This window comes from Wolbachia endosymbiont of Tribolium confusum (genome assembly GCF_020405475.1).
In the GTDB taxonomy this organism is placed as follows: domain Bacteria; phylum Pseudomonadota; class Alphaproteobacteria; order Rickettsiales; family Anaplasmataceae; genus Wolbachia.
Genome location: NZ_JAIZNT010000009.1, coordinates 1 through 25,746 on the forward strand (window position 1 = coordinate 1; position 25,746 = coordinate 25,746).

The 25,746-nt window shown below is 33.4% G+C and carries 24 protein-coding genes and 2 pseudogenes; 16 read left to right on the forward strand and 10 right to left on the reverse strand.

The window, feature by feature from the left end; translation table 11 throughout:
• From LEM02_RS05740 to LEM02_RS05780, 9 genes are all read left to right on the forward strand, one after another.
• The coding region (locus tag LEM02_RS05740; protein WP_226080502.1) for a phage baseplate assembly protein V at positions 1 to 355 on the forward strand (355 nt) is incomplete at its 5' end.
• A gap of 67 nt (positions 356 to 422) precedes the next feature.
• Positions 423 to 617 carry a PAAR domain-containing protein gene (locus LEM02_RS05745; RefSeq protein ID WP_410543384.1) on the forward strand — a complete coding sequence of 65 codons (195 nt, stop codon included), beginning with the start codon at positions 423 to 425 and terminating at the stop codon, positions 615 to 617.
• A 5-nt stretch (positions 618 to 622) separates the two neighbouring features.
• The gene (locus tag LEM02_RS05750; protein WP_226080509.1) at positions 623 to 958 is read left to right on the forward strand and encodes a GPW/gp25 family protein; all 336 of its coding nucleotides are present in this window, start codon (positions 623 to 625) and stop codon (positions 956 to 958) included.
• Positions 959 to 960: 2 nt separating this feature from the next.
• A complete protein-coding gene (locus tag LEM02_RS05755; RefSeq protein ID WP_226080510.1) occupies positions 961 to 1,752 on the forward strand; it encodes a baseplate assembly protein in 792 nt (263 codons plus the stop codon).
• Positions 1,752 to 2,912, forward strand: a complete 1,161-nt coding sequence (locus LEM02_RS05760; RefSeq protein ID WP_226080511.1) for a phage tail protein — start codon at positions 1,752 to 1,754, stop codon at positions 2,910 to 2,912. The genes LEM02_RS05755 and LEM02_RS05760 overlap by 1 nt, the downstream gene beginning before the upstream one ends.
• A 168-nt stretch (positions 2,913 to 3,080) precedes the next feature.
• On the forward strand, positions 3,081 to 3,782 hold the full coding sequence (locus tag LEM02_RS05765) for an ankyrin repeat domain-containing protein (RefSeq protein WP_226080513.1): 702 nt from the start codon (positions 3,081 to 3,083) through the stop codon (positions 3,780 to 3,782).
• Positions 3,783 to 3,820: 38 nt separating this feature from the next.
• Positions 3,821 to 4,294: an ankyrin repeat domain-containing protein gene (locus tag LEM02_RS05770; protein WP_226080515.1), complete on the forward strand. Its 474-nt coding sequence runs from the start codon at positions 3,821 to 3,823 to the stop codon at positions 4,292 to 4,294.
• Positions 4,295 to 4,298: 4 nt separating this feature from the next.
• Positions 4,299 to 4,733: a DUF2924 domain-containing protein gene (locus LEM02_RS05775; RefSeq protein WP_226080517.1), complete on the forward strand. Its 435-nt coding sequence runs from the start codon at positions 4,299 to 4,301 to the stop codon at positions 4,731 to 4,733.
• A complete protein-coding gene (locus tag LEM02_RS05780) occupies positions 4,727 to 6,217 on the forward strand; it encodes a recombinase family protein (protein WP_226080520.1) in 1,491 nt (496 codons plus the stop codon). The genes LEM02_RS05775 and LEM02_RS05780 overlap by 7 nt, the downstream gene beginning before the upstream one ends.
• 313 nt (positions 6,218 to 6,530) lie before the next feature.
• Here the strand turns inward: LEM02_RS05780 and LEM02_RS05785 are convergent, their stop codons facing one another.
• Positions 6,531 to 6,809, reverse strand: coding sequence for a hypothetical protein (locus LEM02_RS05785; protein WP_226080522.1), 279 nt, complete (start codon positions 6,807 to 6,809; stop codon positions 6,531 to 6,533).
• Here LEM02_RS05785 and LEM02_RS05790 point away from each other — a divergent pair.
• Complete coding sequence (locus LEM02_RS05790; RefSeq protein WP_226079221.1) at positions 6,801 to 8,033, forward strand: IS256 family transposase; 1,233 nt, start codon at positions 6,801 to 6,803, stop codon at positions 8,031 to 8,033. The genes LEM02_RS05785 and LEM02_RS05790 overlap by 9 nt on opposite strands.
• 23 nt (positions 8,034 to 8,056) lie before the next feature.
• On the opposite strand, the gene LEM02_RS05795 is transcribed toward LEM02_RS05790, so the two are convergent.
• The 4 genes and pseudogenes from LEM02_RS05795 to LEM02_RS05810 form a co-directional block, all read right to left on the reverse strand.
• Positions 8,057 to 8,263, reverse strand: a complete 207-nt coding sequence (locus tag LEM02_RS05795) for a hypothetical protein (protein ID WP_226080525.1) — start codon at positions 8,261 to 8,263, stop codon at positions 8,057 to 8,059.
• Positions 8,264 to 8,514: 251 nt separating this feature from the next.
• On the reverse strand, positions 8,515 to 9,549 hold the full coding sequence (locus LEM02_RS05800) for an RDD family protein (RefSeq protein ID WP_226080527.1): 1,035 nt from the start codon (positions 9,547 to 9,549) through the stop codon (positions 8,515 to 8,517).
• A 379-nt stretch (positions 9,550 to 9,928) separates the two neighbouring features.
• Positions 9,929 to 11,241 (reverse strand): annotated as a pseudogene (locus LEM02_RS05805) (IS4 family transposase).
• Between the two features lie 137 nt (positions 11,242 to 11,378).
• Positions 11,379 to 14,336, reverse strand: a complete 2,958-nt coding sequence (locus tag LEM02_RS05810) for a membrane-attack complex/perforin family protein (RefSeq protein ID WP_226080529.1) — start codon at positions 14,334 to 14,336, stop codon at positions 11,379 to 11,381.
• Positions 14,337 to 14,663: 327 nt separating this feature from the next.
• Here LEM02_RS05810 and LEM02_RS05815 point away from each other — a divergent pair, with 327 nt between their 5' ends.
• Positions 14,664 to 16,004, forward strand: a complete 1,341-nt coding sequence (locus LEM02_RS05815) for a hypothetical protein (RefSeq protein WP_226080532.1) — start codon at positions 14,664 to 14,666, stop codon at positions 16,002 to 16,004.
• Positions 16,005 to 16,090: 86 nt separating this feature from the next.
• Here the strand turns inward: LEM02_RS05815 and LEM02_RS05820 are convergent, their stop codons facing one another.
• The 3 genes and pseudogenes from LEM02_RS05820 to LEM02_RS05830 all read right to left on the reverse strand — a co-directional run.
• The gene (locus LEM02_RS05820; protein WP_226080534.1) at positions 16,091 to 17,044 is read right to left on the reverse strand and encodes a hypothetical protein; all 954 of its coding nucleotides are present in this window, start codon (positions 17,042 to 17,044) and stop codon (positions 16,091 to 16,093) included.
• Between the two features lie 9 nt (positions 17,045 to 17,053).
• Complete coding sequence (locus LEM02_RS05825; protein WP_226080536.1) at positions 17,054 to 18,421, reverse strand: hypothetical protein; 1,368 nt, start codon at positions 18,419 to 18,421, stop codon at positions 17,054 to 17,056.
• 272 nt (positions 18,422 to 18,693) lie between these two features.
• A pseudogene (locus LEM02_RS05830) lies at positions 18,694 to 18,822 on the reverse strand (Rpn family recombination-promoting nuclease/putative transposase); the annotation flags it as partial.
• A 152-nt stretch (positions 18,823 to 18,974) separates the two neighbouring features.
• Here LEM02_RS05830 and LEM02_RS05835 point away from each other — a divergent pair.
• The 3 genes from LEM02_RS05835 to LEM02_RS05845 are packed head-to-tail and all read left to right on the forward strand — an operon-like array spanning position 18,975 to position 20,768.
• Positions 18,975 to 20,318, forward strand: coding sequence for a hypothetical protein (locus tag LEM02_RS05835; RefSeq protein WP_226080538.1), 1,344 nt, complete (start codon positions 18,975 to 18,977; stop codon positions 20,316 to 20,318).
• On the forward strand, positions 20,318 to 20,578 hold the full coding sequence (locus tag LEM02_RS05840; protein WP_226080539.1) for a hypothetical protein: 261 nt from the start codon (positions 20,318 to 20,320) through the stop codon (positions 20,576 to 20,578). The genes LEM02_RS05835 and LEM02_RS05840 overlap by 1 nt, the downstream gene beginning before the upstream one ends.
• A 40-nt stretch (positions 20,579 to 20,618) precedes the next feature.
• The gene (locus tag LEM02_RS05845) at positions 20,619 to 20,768 is read left to right on the forward strand and encodes a hypothetical protein (RefSeq protein WP_226080540.1); all 150 of its coding nucleotides are present in this window, start codon (positions 20,619 to 20,621) and stop codon (positions 20,766 to 20,768) included.
• Between the two features lie 427 nt (positions 20,769 to 21,195).
• Here the strand turns inward: LEM02_RS05845 and LEM02_RS05850 are convergent, their stop codons facing one another.
• A complete protein-coding gene (locus tag LEM02_RS05850) occupies positions 21,196 to 22,374 on the reverse strand; it encodes a hypothetical protein (RefSeq protein WP_226080541.1) in 1,179 nt (392 codons plus the stop codon).
• Between the two features lie 364 nt (positions 22,375 to 22,738).
• Positions 22,739 to 23,659, reverse strand: a complete 921-nt coding sequence (locus LEM02_RS05855; RefSeq protein ID WP_226080542.1) for an Rpn family recombination-promoting nuclease/putative transposase — start codon at positions 23,657 to 23,659, stop codon at positions 22,739 to 22,741.
• Positions 23,660 to 23,772: 113 nt separating this feature from the next.
• Here LEM02_RS05855 and wmk point away from each other — a divergent pair, with 113 nt between their 5' ends.
• Together wmk and LEM02_RS05865 are read left to right on the forward strand one after the other, a co-directional pair.
• The gene (wmk, locus tag LEM02_RS05860) at positions 23,773 to 24,663 is read left to right on the forward strand and encodes a WO male-killing family protein Wmk (protein WP_226080547.1); all 891 of its coding nucleotides are present in this window, start codon (positions 23,773 to 23,775) and stop codon (positions 24,661 to 24,663) included.
• A gap of 187 nt (positions 24,664 to 24,850) precedes the next feature.
• Positions 24,851 to 25,519 (forward strand): JAB domain-containing protein, encoded by a 669-nt coding sequence (locus LEM02_RS05865; protein WP_226080548.1) that lies wholly within the window; start codon positions 24,851 to 24,853, stop codon positions 25,517 to 25,519.
• Positions 25,520 to 25,746 lie beyond the last annotated feature (227 nt).

Consider the following 25,746-nt stretch of genomic DNA (forward strand, 5'->3'; position numbering starts at 1 on the left):
AATAGGAGAATTTTTAACAGATTGGTTGCCGTGGATAACGAGCAAAGCAGGAAAAGATAGAGATTGGTCTCCACCAGATATCGGTGAACAGGTTATGATATTTTCTCCTTTTGGTGAACTATCATTAGGAGTGGTATTAGGAGGAATATATCAGGAAAAATACCCTGCACCAGAGAATAAAGAAGAAATAAATAGTGTGAAGTTTCAGGATGGAACAAGATTGTTATATGATAAAGAGAAGCATCATTTAGAGATTGAAGTAGTAGACAAAATAACACTGAAAGCTGGGGAATCGAGCATAGAAATGACAAAAAGTGGAATAAAACTGAAAGGAAGTAGAATAGACCTAAATTAAAAAATACATGGGAAAAGCAGTAGTTTGTATAGGAGATTATTGTAGTGGGATACCAGCTCATGTTTGTATGAGTGGAAGCAGCAATGTTTTTGAAAAGGGAAGATCTGTGTGTCGAAAAGGTGATATTGTAACTCTGGGAGAGACGATAGTACAAGGTTCAAACAGAGTACTTGTGAATGGTATTGGTGTAGCGAGAGCAGGAGATTTAGTATCGTGTGGTTTTTATGTGATGGGTAATAGCAAAAATGTATTTGTAGGGTAAAAAAGATGCGTGGTATGAGTGCTACTAGTGGAAAGGAATTGGAAGGTTTAGACCATCTTAAACAATCAATAATTGATATATTGACCACTCCAGTAAACAGTAGAATAATGAGGAGAAGTTATGGTTCAAGGCTACTTGAATTAGTTGATAAACCGATAAATAGAGATTTAACACTTGAGATATATGCAGCAACAGCAGAAGCTTTGGAAAAATGGGAAAAAAGGTTTAAATTAGAAAAAGTAAAAATTACAGAAGTAAAAGAGGGAAAAGTAACGCTTGACCTGGGAGGATTATACGTGCCAAGTGGGAAAAACATTCGCTTTGATGGGGTTGTGGTATAAAGATGCAGCAGCTAAATATTGTAGAAAAGCCAAATTTCGAGGAAATATTTTCAAGAATGAAAGAAGAGTTAGTCCGTAGAGATGAAACCTTTTCAGCGTTAGTAGAAAGTGACCCAGCGATGAAGGTATTAGAAGTAGCAGCATGGAGGGAATTGTTACTGAGACAAAGAATAAATGAATCAGTAAAGAGCAATTTACTAAAATTTGCGACAGGAGAAGATCTTGATAACTTAGCTGAATTTTATGGAGTAGAGAGAGAAAAAGAAGAAGAGGATGAAAGATTTAGAAAGAGGGTAAAAGCAAAAATAGCAGGTTGGTCAACAGGAGGAAGTAAGGAATATTATAAATATCATGCACTGTCAGCAGATAGTAGAGTAAAAGATGCACTAGTAGAATCACCTATACCAGGAAAAGTACAGATCTCGATTTTATCAACACAAACTGGCATAGCATTAGAAGAGCTACTAGAAATTGTAAAAAAGCAGGTTACTAGAGATGATATAAGGGTTTTAACAGATGCAGTAACAGTGACTGGTTGCAATATTATGGAAATAGATATTCACAGTAGAATGAGCATAAGTCCTATAATATCAGAGGAAGAAATCAAGAAGCAGTTTATTGAGAAGTTTGAATTAGCAAAAAGATTAGGATGGAATGTAACAAGATCTTGGATAATAGCAAACCTATTTGTAGAGGGTGTAGAGAATGTAGAATTAATCGAGCCAAAAGAAGATGTTGTGGTGCTAGGTAATGAGTGTGCTGCTTTAAGAAACTTAGAGATTGAGTTGAATTAATGTTATTGCCACCAAATGCAACAAAACAGGAAAAAGCGCTAGTAGATGCAACGGATTATAAAGTTGATCCAAGTTGCATCAGAGGGTTTAAGTTTAGTCTTAAAGAAGAAACATTGCCGTGGTTGATTGAGGAATATGAATTGGGGGAGATACTACGCTGGGTAAAAGATAAAAGAAGAGCGATAGTAGAAGGAGTAAAGTTTCAAAGACTGAGAGGAACCCCAGAATCACTCAAAATAGCACTAAAATGGGCAAATATAGAAGATATTACAATTATCGAAGAACCACCTGGAAAACATTTTTTTGAGCTGCAAATTGGAATAAAGGATGTGCCAAATGACTTTTTTGTAGATGCAGTTGTAGAATTGGCAAAGCTGTCATTACCAGCAAGATCAAGGCTAATGAGGATTTTCAATGACCACTACAACATTGATAGGTTTATTTTAGATGAAAGCTTTTTTGGAAGTTTGTTATCGGATTACTCGGGGATAAAAATTGAAAAAGATGGACCAGTACTGTCATTCGGTAGAAAGAACACATTTGAGCTAAAAAGCTTAAATCCAAATTTTAAGTTTAGCACTTTTCGGATTCATTATGAGCAAGCATTTAGTAATGACATATATCGGTTGAATGTAGCAGTGCTTGGGGAAACAGAGCCTCACACAAAGGATTACAAAGGCATTTATGAAAGAAGTCATCAGTGGTATAACTTAAAAGCCCTGTATTCTCTAACTCAAAGCTTATTACCGTCGATTAAATTTGCAAAAGCGCAGATTGTACTGTCAGATAGCTGGAAATTAGGAGAAATAAATAGCTGTTTTCCGGTTGGTAGAATAGAAGAAGAAGGAAATAAATTTCTATTGGGAAGCGATAAACTTTCAGGGCAATATTGGAATCTAAAACACAAGCCAATTTTAGAAAGATTTAGCATTACCCATGCTTATAAAGCAGAAAACTATACTGATCAAAAGATTACAAAATACGCTTTAGCAGAGCACAATATTCATTTTGAAAGTGAATTAGATTCAGAGCAAAAAGACTCAATACACGAATTAGAAAAGCACATTTTAGTATTTTACCCGGGAGTACTGAAGTGGCATGAACATCGACATTTGCACAGAAGTTGGAAAGATAGTCGAATAATATCTCTAATAAGTTAAGTACTTATATTTAGATACTCATATATTATATTAATAATAGGTAAAAGTGTATGAAATAAAAAGAAAAAGACTTGCTTTCTCATGCTAAAAAGGACATGACTTGAATAGCAGCAGGTAAATATAAGAAATTTGTCTGGCGCTAGAAAAGCTAATTTTGTGAGGTATGAAATGAGTTTTAGCAAGAGTAAGTTTTTTAAAGAAGTATCAAGTAAGGATATTAATAAAAGAAATGAAGAAGGAGAGACGATATTACACCAAGCAGTAGAAATCTCCAATTACAAAACAGTGAGGTTCTTAATAAAGAAAGGAGCAGAGGTAAATGCAAGAGACAAAAATGGTTATACACCTCTGCACTGTGCAGTATTCGCAAAAAGTTTAGAAAATGTAAAAGTGCTGCTAAGAGAAGGAGCGGAAGTAAATGCTACTCAATATGTCACTGGATGTACGCCACTCCACTCTGCGTGCAAAATAGGAGGAGCAGGAGTTGAAATAATAAAAGAGCTAGTGAAGGCCGGAGCTGAGGTTAATCAACTGAATAAATATGGTGCAACACCAATGTATTACATTTGGGAAAGTGAAAAGTATTGTTCATGGAATAGAGAAGAGAATGAAAAGGCGAGTAAATTTCTGAGAGAACAAGGAGGAATAACAAGAAGTAGAGAACTGACATGCTATGGAATAGAGAGGCTAGTGGGAGAAATAGCAGACATGTTGAATGGGAGCTACATGCCGGAGCTAAAAATAATAGAGATAGGAGAAATAAGGAAGAGAGACAAATCGCTAATAAAGGAAGAATGTAAAAATTTAGCAAGCAAGATAATGAGCCAAGTGAACGAAATGATAGATGAGGTAGCGAAAAGGAAGGTTTAAAAGAGGGATTTAAATTTAAAGAAAAGGTGAGGTGGATTATGTTAAAGCTTGGCAAATTTAATAAATCAGCAAAAGAATTATTAGAGAACTCATATAAAAATATTTATGCAAGAGACGAGAATGGAAGAACAGCTCTGCATTATGCAATAAACGCAAAAACAGTGAGGGTATTAGTTGAAAAAGGAGTGAATGTAAATGCAGCAGATGTAGGAGGATATACAGCACTGCATCTAGCGGTAACGGAGAAACGTCTAGAAACCGTGAGAGAATTGATAAAATCAGGAGGGAATGTAAATGCGGAAGAATATGGAAATAAATGCACACCGCTGCACCTTGCATGCATGATAGGCGAAAAAGAGATAGTGAAAGAATTAGTGAAGGCTGGAGGAGAAATAGAACAAGCGGATAAATTTGGAATGACAGCAATGGATTATGCGAAAAACAGTAAGGAGATCACTGAAATATTGAAGAAAGAAATAGACAGAATTGAAAAGCTATTTATGAAGGGCTAAAAATATGGAGAAAGAAATAGAAAAGAAAGTAATGAATTTAGAGAAAAAACCTTTGGGTGAAATGAGAAAAATATGGAAGAAGGTATATGGGGAAGAGGCGCCTAGATACTCAAAGAAATATCTGATACCAAGATTAGCTTATAGAATGCAGGAAAAAGCATATGGAGAAATGTCAAGAAAAGGAGCAAAAAGACTAGAGTATCTGGCAGATCGGCTGGAGAAGGGAAAAAGAATAAGTAGTGATAAACTGCCAGTAGAGGGAACAGAGCTAATATTAGAGAGAGGGGAAGAGACGCATGCGGTAATGGTAACAGATAAGGGTTTAATCTACAGAGAAGAATTTTTCACATCATTATCAGCAGTAGCCGGAAAAATAATGGGAATGAGCTACAATGGGCCGCTTCTATTTGGAATGAGAGATAAGGAGAAAGAATGCTGAAAGAGGTAAGATGTGCGATATATACTAGGAAGTCAAATGAAGATGGTCTAGAACAAAAGTTTAACAGTCTTGATGCGCAGCGAGTAGCATGTGAAAAGTACATAAAGAGCAGAGAGGGTTGGGTAATATTGGCGAAAAGGTACGATGATGGAGGTTTCTCAGGAAAAAACTTAGAAAGACCAGCGATAAAGGAGTTGTTTGAAGATGTAAAAGTCGGAGAAGTGGACTGTGTGGTAGTATATACGCTAGATAGGCTATCAAGGGAAACAAAAGATAGTATAGAAGTGACATCATTTTTTAGAAGGCACCGAGTAAATTTTGTAGCAGTAACACAAATATTTGACAATAATACGCCAATGGGAAAGTTTGTACAAACAGTGTTATCAGGAGCAGCACAGCTAGAAAGAGAAATGATAGTAGAGAGAGTAAAAAATAAAATAGTAACATCAAAAGAGCAAGGAATATGGATGGGTGGAACTGTACCGCTGGGATATGATGTAAAAGATAAAGAATTAATAATAAATGAGAAAGAAGCAAAGACAGTGAAGCATATATTTGAAAGATATTTGGAGCTAAAATCAATGGCAGAACTGGCAAGGGAGCTAAATAGTCAAGGGTACCGTACGAAAGGAAAATCAGATATCTTTAAAAAAGCGACAGTAAGGAGAATAGTAACAAATCCAATATATGTGGGAAAAATCAAACATTATGAGAAAGAGTATGAGGGAAAACATGAAGCGATAATAGAAGAGGAAAAGTGGCAAAAAGCACAGGAATTAATAAAGGATCAACCATATAGAAAAGCAAAATATGAGGAAGCGCTGCTAAAGGGAATAATTAAGTGCAAGAGCTGTGATGTAAATATGACACTAACGTATGCGAAAAAAGAAAATAAAAGGTATCGATACTACGTATGTAATAACCACTTAAGAGGGAAGAATTGTGAATCAGTAAATAGAACAATAGTAGCAGGAGAGGTAGAAAAAGAAGTGATGAGGAAGACAGAGCAGCTATATGAAAAATGGGGAAAAAAAGCAGAAGAATGGAAAAATTTAAGTTTTGGAAAGCAGAAAGAAGTAGTGAAAAAGTTAATAAAGGGAGTAATGGTGAGAGAGGATGGAATAGGGGTGAGTTCTGAATCAGAGGAAAAATTTATACCAATGAAGAAGAAAGGAAACAAATGTACAGTAGTAGAGCCAGAGGGGAAAACAAACAATGCGCTACTCAAAGCAGTGGTAAGAGCCCATCTGTGGAAACGGCAACTAGAAGAAGGAAAATATAGAAGTGTGAAAGAGCTAAGTATCAAAATTAATATAGGTACAAGACGTATACAGCAAATTTTAAGATTAAATTATTTAGCTCCGAAAATTAAAGAAGACGTAGTAAATGGGAGACAACCAAGAGGTTTGAAGCTATCTGATTTGAAAGAAATACCGATGTTGTGGAGTGAGCAGGTGAAGAAATTCTATGGTCTTAATTTATAAAAGCAGCAGATGTGCCAAAAAATTTAAAAGTATTGAAAAGAAGCTGCTATGGAGGAATCAAGCTAAACTATTACACATAGAAACTGACACTCAATTGTATAAATATACCAATGAAAGTTATAAGAATCTTAATATATTAAACCTATGTGGAAAACTAGCAAAAAAGCCCAAAATGCTCCAACAGAAACACCAAATACTTCCAAAGCATCGGAATAACTTTTTTAGAAATTATCTTAAGCTATTAACTTAATAGAGTTTTCCCAACAAAAAATACAGAAGGAAGGTAAAAGATCTTCTGCTTGGGCTTTTATTATTAAGCTCTTTCAGGTACTTGTTGGTTAGCTGCTTTTAAACCAGGTTTATCTAACTTATCACTAGGCTTTAATACTGAATATGTAATACCAGCAGCAGCAAGTCCAATTACCAACGCAGCAGATGCAGCTATGCTAGCTATAACTAATATTGGTAACCCAACACCAGCGATACCACATCCAACACCTACTGTCAGTGCAGGGAGTGTTAAATAAACTGTGTCAAACCAAGAAATAAAAATATAATTGATATAAAAAAATGGAGGTTTGACATGAGTCAAGTAAACAGAACTACCGGTTTGGTAGACTATAAAGAACTGGAAGCAAATATTCTATCATCGATAAGAGAAGGAAGGCCGCTGACGGGAAGAGATGGAGCATTAACACCGTTTATAAAAAGGTTGCTAGAGGCAAGTCTGGAAGGTGAAATAGAAAGCCACATGTCAGCTAAAAGTGAAGAAAATAACCGAAGAAATGGGAGAAACGCAAAAACTTTACGCACGAGTGGAGGCTCATTTGAGTTGTTAACACCTAGAGACAGGGAAGGAAGCTTTGAACCCCAAATAGTTAGAAAAAGACAAACAAGCCTACATCCAGAACTTGAAGCAAAGGTCTTAAGCACATTTGCCAGTGGCATGGGATACAGAGATATAGCGTCACATATTGAGGAAATTTACGATCACAAAATATCGGCGGCAGAGATATCAAGTATTACTGACAAACTGCTACCAGTAATCAACGAATGGCGTAGTCGTCCGCTGCAGTCTGTATATCCGATAGTTTTCATGGACGGAATATTTTTTAAAGTCAAGGAGGACGGGCATTGTGTAAGTAAATGTATGTATAATATATTAGGTATAGATCAAAATGGCAGAAAAGAAGTATTAGGTTTTTATTTAGCTGAAAGTGAAGGAGCTAACTTCTGGTTGGGAGTACTAAATGATCTCAAAGAGAGAGGAGTGGAAGATATTCTAATTGCATGTGTAGATGGGCTAAAAAGCTTTCCTGCAGCAATAAACGGTGTGTTCCCTAATGCAGAAGTGCAGATGTGTATAGTGCATCAGATACGTAACTCACTGAAGTATGTAGCTAGTAAAGATGCAAAGAGTTTTTTGAGTGATTTAAAGAAGGTATATCAAGCTTCAAGTAAGGAAATTGCCGAGAATTATCTGTTGGAATTAGATGAAAAATGGGGCACAAAGTACCCTATGGTTATAAAATCTTGGCAGAATAATTGGGAAAACCTATCTGGTTATTTTAAGTATTCCGATCCAGTTAGGAGGATAATCTATACTACTAATCCCATAGAGGGGCTACATAGGCAAATTAGGAAATTCACCAAAACCAAGGGCTCATTTACCAACACAAACGCCTTGTACAAACAGGTATATTGTGCTATAAAAAAAGTAGAGCAAAAATGGGTAATGGCTTTGCCTAATTGGGCATTAACTATATCTCAGCTCGATATTTTCTTTCCCAACAGATTGAAAATTCAGTTGAGCTAAAAATGTGGTTTGACACAGTTTATTTAACACTCCCGTAGATTTCGCTTTGAACGACGCAGTTTAACTGTATCATCTTCACTTGAACTTATAATATCATCTATTAATCTGCTTATTTCTTCATGACTAATTTTATCATTAAGATTTCTTTGCTTTAAAACACTAGACTGTAATAGCTGAAGAATAATGTCTTTTTTAGATGTATTACTTGATTGTTGCTGATTTATGTGCATTCCACCCCCCTTTAAGTATACTAAAAATTACCCACACTATCAAATAAAATGGTCGTAAACAATTCATGTAAATACCAAATATAGCCTTGCTTGTAACACAGATATTTTTAATGTCAACAATTTTTTTTGACAAATTCCACATGGATTAGAAAATTGATTTTATTGCAAGAAATCACGTAGTTTATTTGAAACTAGTATTAAAAGAATCACATCAACCACAGTAGGCATGTAACGTACAGCAAGGAGAGAAATTATCTTGAAGATTTGTGGTATATTGCCACTGTCTTTGCAATTTTATCATGAAGAAATTGCTTGCGTTTGTCAAATATTGCAAATATAAAAATTAGTATTATAGCTGTAAAGGTTAAGTCTGTTAAGGGATCAAACCACCATTTAGAAGTATACTTATCAAGCGAATCAAAAAATATATTCATCGTGAATATAGAATCCAATATCAAAGTAGTAACTTCAAACAAAACACATCTGATTGCTGCTTGCATTAGGGTAATATTTCCAAGTGTATTTGCATCTTTTATGTGAATACTGCATAATAATTGTCCTGGAGTACCGCTAAATCTTCTTATCATGTATACTCCAAATACTATTGGTAGCAAAAAAGATAAGCATGTGTCTAATAGTTCAGCTCTAACAGGGTCAAAAGTCATTTCTGCAAAATAAAAAAAGACTAAAGAAATACCCGTAATAATAAAACGGTCAATAATGTGTGCTACCACGCGCCTAGTTATTCCTACATAGTTTAAATTTAAGTGGTGTTTTTCAGGTTTGTAGTCAATTACTACTGTTTTTGCAATCTTATCATGAAAGAACTGCTTGCGTTGGTCAAATATTGCAAGTAATAGGGCCAATATTGGTAAAACTAAAAGCCATTCAGAAATATAGCTGGGTACCCACAAAAATTCCTTAAAACTACTCCTTATTACTGCTTGCATTAAAGTAGCGTTTTTAATTTTGTTTGTGTCTTTTACACATATACCACATAAAAATTTCCCTGGAGTCCAGCCAAGTTTTGTTATCATTAATACTTCTAATACTATAAACATTAGTGCTCCTAACACTATATCTTGTACTGACATAAAGGTTGTATAGGAAAAAACAGCATCAAATAGATCAGCATTGGACAAATCAGCATAGGGTGATCTGTTTAATGTGAATAAAAGTAATAAACCAAAAATTAGATAAAATATCATTTGGTCAACTACATATGCTGCAGCGCGTTTGGTAAGTTTCGCATAGTTCATTCTAACACCCATTTTTGTATCCAACACTGTTATCTAATGTTATTATGTTAGTGCTTAAATAATAGTAAAATTGCTGCTGGTTGAGAGCATGAGAAATATTTACATTCATATAGAAAACATGGGTTCCTTTAGCATCACAACAAATTGAATTATTTACTTCCTCCAAAAAACATAAAAAGATCGTATATTTGTGAGAACAAGCTGCGTAAAAATAAGGTTATAAAAATAAAAGATTTAAATTGTTGTAACAAAGTTAGGCAGACCAGTTTGTACTTAGATTTAGCAAAAGTGAGCCAATATAGCTGGGTTTAGCGTATAGTAAAATTATTATAAACAAAAGTTTGTATGTATATAAGATAAGTTAAGCCAATTTCAAGGGAGTGTTAAATAAACCATACGCGTCAAGTTAAGAGATTGTGAGCAAATTTAGAGAAGTTAAGGTGGATACCCTAGTTTTTCTGTACTTGTCTTTTAATGAAAACTGCGACCAAGTTATGGTAAGCTTTTTGAGAAAAATATTTAAGCCTTTAATTTTATTATTTAGTGCTAAAAATAACTCTCTAACCCGTCTTTTTAGCTCAATAAATGCCTTTGTTAAGCTAAGCTCCGTATTTTTTTTCAGTTCTGTGCAACCCACTATTCCATGAAATATAAGAATTGCACACAATTTGGCATATAGCTCACATAATACTCTGTATGGCTTTCCTCTCAGCTTATCAAGCCTTATATTACTCTTATATAATTTGAACAATAATTCAATTTGCCATCTTATTCGGTAAACTACTAGTATTTGCTCAGCATTAATCTTACTTTTTGGAACATTAGTTATAAATATCGACCAATTTAGTAACTTTTGGTTCCTTTGAGAAGATATGTGATCTTGCTAACCTATTAGCCTTTCTTCTTCTAGCCATAGCTTGTTCTTCAGTTAGTTTTTTAAATATAATTCTTACTTTAACCCTTGTCTCTTTTCCTAACAATACCTCCTGTTCTAGAAAAGATCGATCTCCCAAATGTTCTAGTAAATCTATTTTTTGACCTGTCTCTATATCATATATGTTAGTATCGGATTTATAACGACTTATGAAATAAGCTCCTATTTCATTGATTTGTTTAAAAGAACTTGGCACAAAATAACCCAAATCAGATATTAGTAAATCGTTGTTCGATATATTGCTTAAATGGCTTCTATAACCCTCTTATTCCTTCAGTTATATTAAGCTGGTCTAATGTCTGGTTTAGGTAGTCAAAAACTAATTGTAACTTTATTCCAGACTTAGTATTGCTTTCATAACCACTGTAGCTGGTACCATAACCTTTATACATGTCTTCCATACTGTTAGGTAAGCTAATGTAGCTGCTGTCTAATAATTTAACACCTCCAAAGTGCTTCAAGATTCTGCAATCAACTTGTAAGGTATTTTTAAGTAACGTTAAAGATTCATTATACATTCTTTTCATAAATTCCACTGCTTCCTTGGTAAATCTAAAGTCCAGACCTTGTTTTGTTATATTTATCGAGTCTTCATTCAATAATTGATACACTGTCTCTATACTACAATTATCAACCCCTATATTACCCAAAACGATGGCTTTTATGAACGACGAGCCTTTTAGCTTCCTCTTTCTTTTTATGAACCCTGTTGTAGCTGAGATTTTATCTGCTTTTTCATTAAAAAATTCTTTGAGCTTTTTTGAGATGCAAACTATTCTTTTCATTGTATAAGTTCTCCGTTTTCTTTGTTAGATTTAAGAGAACTTATATCTTCTTTTTCTCTTCCTTACACTAAGTTTATTACCACAGTTCCTTAACTTGACGCGTATGGTTTATTTAACACTCCCAATTTAAGACTTCTCTAAAAAATTAACTCAATGTCCACTTTACTTTTACGTGGATTGATATTCTCAATAACCTTCTCTAGAGCTAAATTATATAATTTTGACAAAGGTTCCTCGCATTCAGTGTGCGTTTTGAAATTAGGGAGTGATATAAATTGCTTTATATCCATGTCCAGCTCTTGAGGAAGATCTTTAACGTCTATGCCAATCCCTGGGAAAGGATATTGAATGTTTATGCTCAGCTTTTCGGGAATATATTTAATTATATTTTCGTGGATGAGCTCCTTATCATTCAAGTAATCGATACTAATGTTTTGAGCTTCACCAGCTCTATGCAGAGCTATGGCAAACCTCAAAGTTGACTTTGCGTGAGGGATAGAATCTTTAAATATATTCACAAGATCAACACCACGAATATTGAAAATTATTTCCTTTAGCTTTTGATAATTGACAAGCTCAATGTACTTAGAAGCATTTTCATTTTTTAGTAGTTTTATAGCATTTTCTAAACTATACCTCCTAAGTATGAGGTCAGATTTTTTAGGACCAATATTCTTGATTTTACCGAACAAACTCCGATTTTCTAGTAGTTCTATAATATTTTTACTACTAAACTTATCATTCTCAAATATGTATTTAAGCAGTTTTTCATCAATCCACTTGATGTTCTCAACAGTATCTTTATTTTTTAGTAATTTTATAATACCTTCATCGTCTTCTTTAAACTTATAATTATCAAGTATAATTTTATATTTTTCAGGAGGAATCGAACTAATGCGTTTAGCAAGCTCCAGATTTTTTACTAACCTTATAATATTTTCACTACTAAGCTTATCATTCTCAAATATGTATTTAAACAATTCTTCTTCAATAAGATTGATTTGACGTGATAAATCCTGATCTTCTAGTACTTCCATAATATGATTAAGGCTAAGCTTCTTAAATATAAGTTTAAATCTTTCAAAATTAATCAATTTTATGCAACTAGTAGTATTTTGATTTTTTATTAATCTTTCAATATTGATATAATTCGACTTGTCACTACTAAGTATGATTTTAGATTTTTCAAGAGAAATCGAATTGATTAGTTTAGCAACCTTGGAATTTCTTAGATAACTAAACTTATCATTCTCAAGTATGTATTCAAACAGTTCTTCATCTGTAATCAATTTAATGTTTGCAGCAATATTTTTACCTGTTAGTAATCTTATAATACTGGTATCATGAAGCTTATCACTACTAAATATGAGTTCAAATCTTTTATGACTAATACAATTGATATTCTCATTAACATTTTTATTGTTTAGTAGTTTTATAATATTTTCAGTACTAAACCTACTAAGTATGAGTTTAAATCTTCCAAAATAAATCAAATTGATGTTCTTACCAATCTCTCTATTTATTAATAACCTTGTAATACTGCTACCGTCAAACTTATCATTACTAAGTATGAGTTTAAATCTCTCAAAACAAATCAAATTGATGTTCTCACCAATCTCTCTATTTATTAATAAGCTTTTAATACTATTAGGCCCCTTAATACTAAATATGAGTTTTAATTTGTCAAGATTAATATAAGTCATGTTGTGAGTAAAAAAATCAATAACATTAGGTTTCCCTGCAACACTGATTTCTGTAGCATCTCCTTGACCTTTCATCAGTGTATCAATATCTTCAAAAGCAAACTTTTTAATTAGGAGTTTTGATCTTTCAGAATCAAAAAAACTTAAGTATTTAGAAATTTTATAGCTAGAGATAGACTTATCAAGCACGTATTTCAAATCTTTATCTTCACAATTAATGATATTATCAACAATTTCCTGATTTTTTAGTAGTTCTATAATCTTTTCAGAACTAAACCTCTTAAGCATGTGTTGCAATTTTTCATCATCAATAAAAAATTGGCGCACGATAAGTCTATAAACTTCTAGTCGTGTTAAATCGCTAGAAGCAATCTCTTTACAGAGTCCTAATCTTTTATCATCCTGATTTTCTGATGATGTTTCCATTTCCTCGCAATCATTTTGATCTTCTGATTTGTTATTATCAACTTCAGCAGACGGGATACTCATAGCAGCATTTTGATTTTCTGATGATGTTTCCATTTCCTCGCAATCATTTTGATCTTCTGATTTGTTATTATCAACTTCAGCAGACGGGATACTCATAGCAGCATTTTGATTTTCTGATGATGTTTCCATTTCCTCGCAATCATTTTGATCTTCTGATTTGTTATTATCAACTTCAGCAGATGGGATACTCATAGCAGCATTTTGATTTTCTGATGATGTTTCCATTTCCTCGCTATCACTAGCGTAATCATCACTTTCCTCATAATCAGAAAAATCGACATCCTCCTCGCTATCACTACTTTCAAGTTTATCGTTACTCTCGTGAGCCTTTCTAGATCTTAGTAGTTCTAAGAGACTGCGTTCAGAATCATTTCCATCTAATATGGCTACAATTATTTCTTTTAAGTCCTCTGGGATGTTACCTATGATGTTAACAACAATCTCCTTATCTGATAGTAATCTTTCAATACCTTTGTAACTAAACTTATCATTATATTTGCATATAGTTTTAAGCATATCGTGATTAATCGAATTGAGTCCATCAACAACTCTCTGATTTGATAGTAATTCTATACTGTGATCCTTATGACTGTCATATATCAATTGAAAGTTTGCGTTATTTTTTATTAGTGCTTCTACTAGAAAATCTGCCATCTTATTATGGCCCAATTTATTAGCTATATACAATAGAGATTGCTTCTCGTCTGTGGTCGATGATACATAAAATAGATAATTTACATTAAAGTCTTTTTCTTCCCATTCTTGGTATATATCAAGATCAACAACCTGTAATTTCTCCTTTATTTTTTCAATTATATTATTCTTATCTAAATTTTCTACATTACCTACTTCATCGAATATTTTTTTCCACTTATCAAAATCCATAATCTTATTTGAATTCACTTAATGCTTTAATTATAATTACTTAGAAAAAAATATTCAAGATTTTTCATTAAGTTTGAATACAGGCAGTTGGTTGCTGTAACTTAATTAATATAGAAATATACTAAAAATTAGCGTCATAAAAATCTTGAATGTTTACTTTCCCCAAAATCGCAAAAAAGTACCTACCTTTGTGAGAACTTGTTGGTTAAAAATAGGGTTGTGAAAAGAAAAGCTTGAAATCTCTGCAACAAAATTAGGCAAACCAGTTCATACATAGACTTAGCAAAAGTAAGCCAATATAGCTGATTTTAGCGTATATTAAAATTATTATAAAAAAAAGTTCGTATGTATCGTTTGGTAGGGCAAGCAATAGACAGACATGCTGATCGAGCGTTGGCACAGGCTGAAAATTACGTTACAAGATGTCCCGTTTCTTCCATATCCATACACACCTCGTCGGAGGATGCTGTTTGTGTAGGGTTAAATTTTGATTTAGACAACAACGAACGTTTGCAGCTTAGCACTCAAAACTTTTTGGAAAGAGAATCTTCTTTAATGGAAAGGCTATTTAATGGGTCTGTGGCCAGAATTCAAGAGAGCGTTAGAGACTATTTACTATATCCAGCCTTCGGTGTACCTGCTGTACCTGGTGTTAGAAATAGGGGTGGTGTTAGTGCTAGAGATAGGAGAATATTCCTCTACACAACTGGGTTTACCTTTGGAAATACCGCATTTGCAAAAAAAAGGATTATGTTAACAAGAGGAAATTGGGTAGATGTAACCAAACACTTATTCCACTATCATGATGACGATGAAATGCTAGATCCGCAAGGAGGGATCACACAGGTAAATGTCGGAGATCGTGCCTTAACTATGGTTTTATATGCATCATTAGGAAGAGAGAAAAGAGTTATTGTACTTAATGTACGTCATATGTTAGCAACTCACCAGTTTCCAGAGCAAGGTCTAGATCTATCACATTGGCCAGACACTAGAGTGTATGAAGTAGTATGTGAATTGGATCCGGCAAGAAGAGCTGAGGATGATCTTGGTTTAACTGTTGGTGTAACACCATTTCACTCACCTGCCCTCTATTTACAAAGTAAAGTAGGTGGATCTTTTCTAGGTGAATTTTCACAGATAGGTGGTGTCAGTAACGTGCACAGCATTGCAGATATAATGATGAATACTGGTTGGCAAGTACAAAATCGTCATGCACAAATGTTTCAAGCAATTTCTAATGTGCTATTTCCGTTAAGGTGGATAGTAAATAGGGATAACGCTAGAGAGGCTGGATTTCATTCCATACTGCATGGATTATTTTACGCTTGTGATAATCCAGCTAGGGTAATTATTGAATTTCAACTGGGAGGAGGAGAGAGATTAGATCTGGTATTATTACGGTCTCCAGACAGTAGAGATGGTGTTCACCCAATAGGAATAGAGTTGAAGTTTGCTGGTGCTGGTGAATTACAGCGTAAAAAGCGGGAAGCAAATAACCAACTAGATGATTATATGCATTGTAGAGGTTATAAGCGTATTACCGATGGAGACACAGTAGTTTTATCGTATGCCATATGGAATGATCGTGCACAGAGGCCAGATACTCTTATATCAGTTAAGGATGTTCTTCGTATAAAGGACAACTTAGGACACAGTTCTGCAGATGATCTTCCTGGTAGATGAGGATTACTGAGAGTTTATATGTCAAAAATGAACTGCCATTAATTCAGTAACGTATACCATTAAAAACTTGAGCAACACAACCATTTCTAGCAACCGAAACCAGCTAGCTTGAGAAGAGTTTGTTTTGGGATGGCATGGTCTGCCTTGAGTTCAATTATAATAGGAACAGAATCCATCAATCGTTGTACACCACGTACAAGAAAAGTAATATCTGTATATCCACCCCCCACAAATAACTCAAGGTAAATACCAGCTGTATGACGATACCTAAAATTCATCAAAAACCCTGACAAAAAACCATGATAGTCCGACTCCTTGCTATTGAAGTTCAGTTGCTGATTATACCTATTGTAGAGATTAATTATGTACTGCAAAACATCATCAATAGTATCAACAACATCATCTGCATTATTACTTGCCAAGTCTCCTAATAAACCTGACAGAAAACCTTGTTGTATACCAAAGTTCCTGGTGATCTCTTCAAAACCATTGCATGGAGAAGCTGAATTTCCAGTAAATGCATTTCTCTCGCGAATTTTTACACATCTTATTGCTTCCTCCTCTTCATCTTCTCCTTGATTTTCTGCCCACACGAATGTTTTATATTCTTCCCATGCAAATCGTCCTGTCCGTGATATGACACCCTGCTGTAGTAATCTATTTTCTACCCATAACTTCTCTTGTTGACTAAATCTTGAGCCAAAACTATTTTGCCTATCAGCAATAGTGAAACACCTTACAATTCTGAAACCTCTTCTATCTCTGTCATTAGTTAATACAGCAACCTTTAAGTTTCCTTTTCTAGGTTCATTCGGATTGTTGTCAAAATGAAAATAAATTTTTTCATTATCTGCAACATCAGAATCAAACGCAGTAGCAAACATACCAAAAAAGAATGCAGGAAAAAAGCGATCCTTACCCACCGAGTGCAAAAAAGATGGACACTGATCCAAGAAAGATTCAAACCTTTCTACAAACTCTTGGCAATTTCCGTTTAACAAACTTCTAATCAGTCCAATATTTTCACCATTGTTATGCATAAAACACCTCTATTTACTATAACCAGATAAACCGCTAACGCCAGGAGATCCTAACGTAGACTGCGGGTCACCAGAGCCACCAAAGTCACCGCCACCTCTATGAGGAATAGGTAACTTATCTAGCTCAGAAAACAACTCCTCTGCCAGCTTGCCATAATCAACACCACTCTTCATACCAGGTCTACCAACCATTTTTAGGTTGCTAATTAAATAATTTTTAAAATTCACAAAATCCTCCTGTGTACAATACTCTTTTGCAAACTGTAAAATCTCTAACAGCTCGTCTTTTTTTCCAGTATCACCTTCACCTAAAGCACAACCGCGCTCCCAATCTACAATTAATCCAGCAAGCATGCGTTTGATAGGGACTCTACCATTTGAAAAAACAGCAGCCTTTTTATTCTCATTAAAGCGATTGCACCTCCAAATATCCATAGTAATTGATCTAGCTTGAACACCTGACTCAGGACTTTCTAGCATTACATTTGAAAGTGAGGAAAGAAGGAGTGCATAATCATGATGTGAAAGTATTTTGTCTGCAGGTACTGAAACTTCTTCATAGCACCAGCGCTTCACCATATCTCGAACTGTACCAAGAAAACTCCAACGTATCAAACCATTAAGAAGTGAATATACTCCTTGATCTTTTTCTGACAACTTAAGCAATAGCTCACGTTTCGCTGGATCATCCATTTTATACAGGCAAAAATCTAAAACGGTAGCACGATTATAGTTACATTGAATAGTGGATAAAGTAGTAACCGCATTTATAATTTCTTTTTCTCTTTCTTGCAGGTTTAAACGGTTATAGAAATACTCCACTCCCTCGCTCCATTTAAGATCTACAACTTCCCGGAAACCATCTACGTTACTATATTCTTTTAATGTTCCTGATTCTCTATCAATCCAAAAGCTGAATGCAGGATCGTAACTTCCCATAGAGTCTAGCAAATCGTTTCTTATATACTTGTCATCTACAGGATTACCGTCTATGTCTACTGCACCAGGAGAGACTCTACCTTTGTAAGACTCAAATTGCTCTTGAAAGAGCGGATAAATTTTATCTACCACACAATACCTGCAAGCCATGTTATACCTGCAAAACGGATTCTCTATTTTATCTATTTTTTCCTCAGTTAGCTTCTGTCCTAGGATGTAATTGTTTAATTTTGTATCTGACCAGCAACTCTCATCGCGAAATATACTGTATAAAAACTGCAACTCATTATCTTCCAAATATTCTATTTGTTTAATGTAGGTTTTCACCCATCTTTCAATTGCTAAATGCCTTTCAGCAGCAACCTTAGAATCTGCATGTTGAATAACACTCTTTAACTTAGTAAGTACTGCAGCATGACGATCTGTCTTCCTTGGCATTTTACCCCCTATATAAAAATATTTACTGCATTATGCAAAAGTTAGAATCAAACAGCAACACTAAAATTATCAAGGATAAGAAAATTTTATGAAAAACATTTTTTATATTTAAATATCATCTATTTTGCACTTAACTGATGCGTAGAATTGGTGAAAAAATCAAATAGGCCATAGCGAGAATAGCGGAAGAGTTAGATGTAGGCTTTAATATATTAGACTAATGGATAAAGAAGTATAATAAATTGAAAAGCGCTCTAAGGGAGCTACAGTACTTAAGCTTTTTCCTTGAGTTGTGAAATTTCAGAATGAGAAAAACCTGTAGTTTGTGATATAATGTCAGTAGAGACGCCAGCTTTAAGTAGGTTTTTAGCCACAGCAATTTTAGCTTGTTTGTCGCCTTCTGCTGTTTTTGTAGCCGATGAAGCTAGTGCAGCTGATTTTAGCACATAACAGAATTACCATATAAGAAAGTTCGAACGTATCACTTGGTAGGAAAAGTTGACAAATTGAACTTTATATATAATAATTAAATTATTAATTTAAGCAGTAAAGTATGTTAAAAATTTTTTTTAAGTGGATTGCTGATCACACAGGAATCTCATGGATTGCAAAAAAAGTTTCATCAGGTTGGAATTGGTTGTTTAGTAGTAAAGCAAATACTGCTCAAAAAACTACATCACCAAAGAGACATTCAGATGATAAGCAACATGTAAACGATCAATCAAAAGATAATACATTGTCAGAGCAGATAGATAGACCTAAGGTTTGTCTTGAAGTTATCAATGATAATACCTCTAATCAATCAATGTCAAGTGAGAATAAGGAATCTGTATCTAAAGCAGATACAAACGTCAAGCTAACAGAAAATTCTCTTAAACCTAATGTTGTTCAACAAAACACAAAGCCAGGGAGTTATTTTAAGTTCAATGATAACAAATTACTATTTTTTACAACAAACGAGAATTATAAAATTCTTGAAGAAAAATGTAAAAATGAAGACGGAAATGGTAAAGTTATACCTGGAGAATTTCGTATATTTGTAGAGTGTGGAAGTGACAAGTTTTGTATTACTGGCCCTCATAGTTCATGTCAAGATGTAGATGATGGAAAGAAATCTGTATCCATAACTTCAGTGAGGAAACAGAATTTCGAAGGAACTGTTTCAAAAGACCCATTGGAAATGATGTATAAAGTAGGTTTGGATGAGAACAAAAAGCTTGTTGAAATAACTAGAATGTCTATAAATCCATTTAAAACTACAACACCTAATCTTAATGCTACTACGATACAACGAACAGTTAACAATGATTCTGAAACAACAACCACTGATCAGCAAAGGGCATTGAGCCAAGAACTTGTTGCTAATGAACCTAAAGCGGTAGGTGAGCTTAAATTTGTTGGTGAAAAGTTATTATTAGTTACAACCTCAGATCAGTTTGAAAAATGTAAGGATTATAGAAATACTCAGAGTGCAAATCCAGATGAACTTCTTATGTTTATAAAATGCGGTGCAAATGAATATCGTATTGTTGGTAATAGTACTGAGGGATCTATATTGATAAAATCAATACTAAGGAAGAGCGAAGGCGATAAGTATATAGATGGCAATATCTTACGTGTTGAAGAAGAGATACGCTCTGTGAAAAAAATGTTAGATGGTGTAACAGAGGTTAAAGTAGATAGTATATCTAATCAGCCGTTTGGAGTTAAAATACCTACTACTACGGCACAACAAACGGTTAATAATACAACTATTGATCAACCAACATCATCGGCAGTGACAAATGAACATAAAGAAACTTTAGTTAATGCACATGAAGAAAAAGATGAACATAATAATGCTGCTAGTAACAGAAAAGTACAACAAGCGGAAGTTGACGCAGAAGTGAAAATTTAATGGAAGACTTACTTAGTAAAGTTTCAGCACAGGATTTAGATAAGGTAGAGAAAACACCAATCTCTAAGAGATCTGAGGAAGAAGAGTTTTATGATGCAGAAGATAAACAACTAAGCTCAATAACTTCTGATGATGACACACTAGAGTTTCAAGATGCCATAGATGATGGAATTACGCAACCATGCTTAATCACTTCTGACATGGTGGTAGAACAAGTAGAAACACAAAACACCGTCGGCAGAGTGCTAAATAAATCATAATATTGTTATTAACGGTATTGTTATTCCAGAGGGAGCAAAGTTGAAGTGTTTTCCAGAGTTATCTAACTTTTTATCAAAGGCAAGCTCAGAAAGAGAAAAGTTATTTTGCAAGGTGGTACCAAATTCGTTGCTTTTTCAATCAAGAAAAGAAAGAATAGCTATTAATGGTCAATCAGTTGATGCACAATAATTGCAGTAAGCCCTTTAAAAAAAGAGCATCTAAATAGGTGCTTTTTTTCTTTATACGTTTTCCATAGAGGGCTTTGTTGCATCGCTATTTATGAAAGATCAACTATACAAGCAACTTATTGAAAATCTTATTTTTTGCAATCAATCTGATCAAATTTTGGAATAGTAATTTATTGTTTATATTAGTAAATTTAGTTCTACTTAAAATAGCTAAAGCATTGAAATACTTGAATTTTAGCTAAATTGGTGAACGGTAGTAAAATTTCTTTTACTCAAATTCAGATATTTACTGACCTTCCTTACTATAAATGCTAGAATAATAAGCTGCTGATGTCCTCCGTCTTTTTTATTTTTAATCCGTCGTAAATAACGATGTAACAAATCCATCAAGGATTAGCGTATTATAAAATAGGCTGTGAATCAAATCTTTAAGCAGAAGGACCTTCTTTCAATTTTGTCAGCTTTTCTGATGCCTTGAGCTCAGTTAAATTTGTAGCTTTAGTATTTTCCATAGACCAAGTAAGAAAATCTTCGTGTTCAGAATCAAGATACTCATCTATAGTTTTTATAGGTTCTGAATCATCAATTTTTATTATCAAATCTAACGTATGTACTAGTTCTTTAGCAAAATTCATCTGAGAATACAGTTTTTCTTTAAAATATTGTGCTAGATTGAATTTTTCATCATCTTGAGAGACAAATTGTTTTAATTTATTTGAATAAATGAAAGTAATCTTTTTAGATTCATTGTATCTTGGGTTAAAATTTTTATCTGTATATAAATAGAATTTAGTATTCTTGTTTAAATTTTCATTTAATTTACTTGATTTATTTTCTATAACTGAGTTTAATTTTTGTTGATTTTGTTCTAAAATAATTAACATATTTTTTAATTCTGTTGATAATTCTTGTAAGTCTACATTCGCATATTCATTTAAATCTAAAAGATTTCTTAATTCTGCTTTTACTTCAGCATTTGTGTCTAGCCCTTGTCTAGCAAATGTCTTACCAAGATCGATTTTTCCCCATGCAAGTGCAAGGCATTCGCTATCATCTTCGTATGTTTCCATAATTCCAATATTACCTGTATTATTAATATCGCGATCACGTAATATTATTCCTGCTGCTAATATTTTATTATAGCCTTTAACATTTCTAAGTTCCCCTTTTAATTCTTCTTCATCTTTAGGTTCTACCATATCGATAAGTGTCTCATATGTTAAGAATGAAAGTAAAAATTTTGATCCAAGGTAGATTCTATCTTTTTTGCCTTTTTGCGTTATAATAGAAATTTTTGGTGATCTATTATAGAGAAGTAATCGTTGCACATCACCAGCTATGTATTCTCTTATAAGTTCAGCAATGTCATTATCATAATAGTCTTTATCTCCATTATAGAATGATTTTATACAAAATTTTCCTACTGTGCCGTTATTATATCTATACTGAGCAATGTAACCTCTGGTAAAACCTGATACCTTTTTTTCAATTTCTGGAAATTTTGTAATATCATTAGGAATCATATCTTCAAAATGACTTAGCAAATTCTGTTGCACTCTCTTGAAATTAGTGTCTAGAATACTTTGCTCATTAGCATTTTTGCTCATGATAAATATATTAAATAATTTAATTATATCATACAAATGTTAATTTATATTAAAAATAATATTTAATAAGTAAATTATTTAATACTTAAAAGTGAAGTACAGTAATAAAATGATAAGTATGGCAGCTAGGGAATATCTTGGTAACTTGAAAAATAGCAAGAATGTGGAAGAGATAGTACAAACAACAAAAGTATAACTCTTTTTACAATAATCCGAAAAGAACAATAAATTTTATACTTGCTTCTGTTTCCTTTGTTAACATTAGCTAGTCAGAAAGTCAGTTACCAGGGAAGGCAGATTATAAACCTAGAACCTATTTAAATTATCTAATAGTGGATAACCAATTACAAAGATCACTGTAATTTCAGGATATTTCTTTTTTGAGCTGTACAATTTCAGCTTGAGGAAGATCTGTAGTTTGAGAGATGATATCAATGGAAACACCAGCCCTAAGTAGGTTTTTTGCGACTTCAACTTTTTCTTCTTTTCTTCCTTCCTCCCTACCTTTTTCACGGCCAATTTGGATGCCTTCTTGTCTACCTTCTAGTTTAGCATCATCGAGTTTTTGTTCCAAGATAGCAGCTTCTTTCTGTAAATCCATTACTCTTTCTTCATATGCTAATAAGTCCTTCTCATTCCAATGAAATTTATCTAACTCATCATATGCTAATTTTATTATTGGTGATTTTTCTGCTATTTTCCTTAAATCTTCATCAGTTGTTTCTTCTGCATATTTAAAGAAAAATAGCCAACGATCTACTACATTTTCTAGCTGCTCTTCTCTGTTCTTAGGAAACTTTGGCAACTCAATGAAGATAAATTGAAAATCTTTTAAATCATGCTCATTAGTTTTTTCATCTCTTATGGTATGGCTAGATATATAATCAAGCTTATCAGGAAATAAATTACAATTGGAAATAGCAATAAAGAAAACCTTCTTTAAATCAATGTACTTACCACCTTTATCAGCCTGCCTCGAGTAAGCCTTAGCAGCGTAAAGTTGAGCGCGTTTTTCAAATCCTTTATCACGAGCGAGTTGCATTTCCGCAATATATCTATTTCCATATGAATCCTTACAAAGAACATCAACAATGCTTTGTTTATCAGAAGCAATCTCAGGATTCATAATGGTGCTGAGAAACTCAACATCTTGAATAGCGTTGATTCCAGTAAAGCCTAAGATATCGTTTAGAAAGTGAATAAGGATATTCTTATTTTTTTCAGTACCGAAGATTTTCTTAAATGTTAAATCAAGCTTAGGATCTAAAAATTTTGAAAGAGCCATGAGAAAGTAAGATAAAAAGCATTAATAATTATACACAATTGTGAAGAAATATTCAACTAAAATGCAAACATTTTGTATATCTTTATTTGGTAGTATTAACCTGTATAATATTTATGGCAAACATCTCAATAAGGTACCAGATAGCACAAAAAGTAAGGAGCTGGAGGTTAAAAAGAAAATATACCCTGAAAAACTTAGCAGACAAGGCAGGCATAAACTATCATACACTGATAAGATACGAGCAAGGAACATGTGGCATTCCAACTGAAAAGTTAAAAATATTAGCAGAGGCGTTATCAATTCCTATTAGAAATCTCTTTCCAAGACGAAAAGTACTAAAAGAAGATAGTTGTTTCGACAAAGCCAAGACCCAGGAAATGTATAATTTCATAGAAAAAACAGGAGGACACAAAGCAATTTATGCATTAACCAAATCTGTCCGAGCTGAGGAAGAAAGTAATATAAAAGCAGCAAGAATAAGAATTGCAAGGAATCTAGTTAAGGCGGGGTTTGATACTGAGATTGTCTATCGAGCAACAGGCTTATCAATTGAAGAATATGCTGATAAAGAGAGATACGAGCCAAACGGAGGACAAGAGATAAAAAAGTGGAGAATAATAAAAGGATATACACAAGAAGAATTAGCGAAAAAGCTTAATATAGGGCCCTCACAGATACATCACTATGAACAAGGTAGTGTTACCATTTTAAGTGAAAGATTGTGGGAAATAGCAAGAGAATTATCAGTGAATGCTGAAGATCTGATAAAGGAATACAAAGAAAATGATTGCGAAGGAGAAAGTGAATTATTAAGTTTGGCAAGAGAATATAGGAAAATTGACAATCAAGAATCACGAGATGAACTGAATATATGGGTAGAATTTTTCTTGCAAAGAAAGCAAATTTACAAAGAGAAGATTGATAAAGTAGAGGAAATGAAAGTTACAAATAATTTACTTCAGTTAGGTTTTTCTACTGATGTTATTTCTAAAATAATTGATTAACAACAACCTTTTTACATAACTTGAAAATAAATATGTATTAATATCTTTACCTATTCATAAAAAAATAAGTAAAAAAGATTGAAAAATTGATTTGACTTCACTCGGAAGCTATGGCTCTATGCCAATGCTGATAAAAAACAGCAGTAAATAATTAAAAACAATTTGTTATTAACGAGGAGTATATTTTATGAATAATGGTAAAAAACTTACAGAAGAAATAGAGAGAGTATTACAGAGTGGAGGAGGAAGTGCTCTGTTTGATCGTGAAATAATGGCAGTGCTTCTAGGAGCAGTTCATGACAGAAAGCAAGCACAAGATGTTACTAAAACTCTAATGGATAACTGCCCAGGAATAGGAGAAATTTTAGGGCGAGAAATCGATGATCTGAAAATGATAGAAGGAATGACCGAACATGCAGCTGCAGCAATTGAATGTGTAAAAGAAGCTTATAAAAGAGCACTCAGAGAAGGATTAAAGAGAGGCCCAGTAATGGATAGCCAAGAAAAGCTGATAGAGTATGTAAGGGTAAACATAGGCTTTTCAGCAAAAGAAGCTGTCCTGATAATATACTTGGATAAACAGAACCGTCTGATAAGAGATGAAGTGTATTTTGGTACAATAGATGAAGTACACCTATCTGAAAGGAAAGTGGTAAAAAAGGCGTTATCAATGGAAGCAGCGTCAATAATATTAGCTCATAACCATCCAGGAGGGAGTTTAGAACCATCAGAAGATGATAAAGTAATGACTAGAGAATTAGTGTCAGCATGTCAAGGAGTGGGAATTGAACTAGAGGATCACATTATTATGACAGACAAAGGATACTGCAGCTTTAAGGAAAGAGAGCTGTTATAAACCAAATTTCAATTGCTTGAGAAGTTTGGCTACTACACAGTAGCAAAAAAACTTAGTCAAGAATCTGTATTGGAGAATTACAAAATATAAAAGATCTTTGTATAGTTTGTATATTAAGTTGTAATTAAAGAATAAAAGTCCTAAAAATCTATTCTTTTATTATAAATAGTTGCAAGATATACAAGATCTTTTTATAATTTGCGTATTAAGTTAATCATAAAGCAATA